The organism is Monashia sp. HAY1-2A (genome assembly GCF_056755315.1).
The window spans coordinates 1-271 of sequence record NZ_JBNDHY010000414.1; the positions used below are offsets into that span (position 1 = coordinate 1).

Consider the following 271-nt stretch of genomic DNA (forward strand, 5'->3'; position numbering starts at 1 on the left):
CGGCCGAACTCGGTGATTCAGGTTTGAACAACTCTTGGTTTACCGGGTTCGCCCCGGCAAACGACCCGCAAGTAGCCGTCACCATCGTCATGGAACGTGTGGACGTACTCAGCGGTGCCCAGCTAACCAGTCCGAACGCAAAGAAGATTTTTGAGGCGGTGTTGAATAAGTGAGGCCTACTTCGGGAATCACACTCGGCGGCAGGTTCCAGCTGACCAGTCGCATTGCGATTGGCGGCATGGGCGAGGTCTGGAAGGCCAAGGACCAGATC

General features: G+C 57.2%; 1 protein-coding gene. It reads left to right on the plus strand.

Translation table 11 applies throughout. From position 1 onward, the window contains the following. The coding region (locus tag ACPYOM_RS22525) for a penicillin-binding transpeptidase domain-containing protein (RefSeq protein WP_481347669.1) at nt 1–173 on the plus strand (173 nt) is incomplete at its 5' end. Nucleotides 174–271 lie beyond the last annotated feature (98 nt).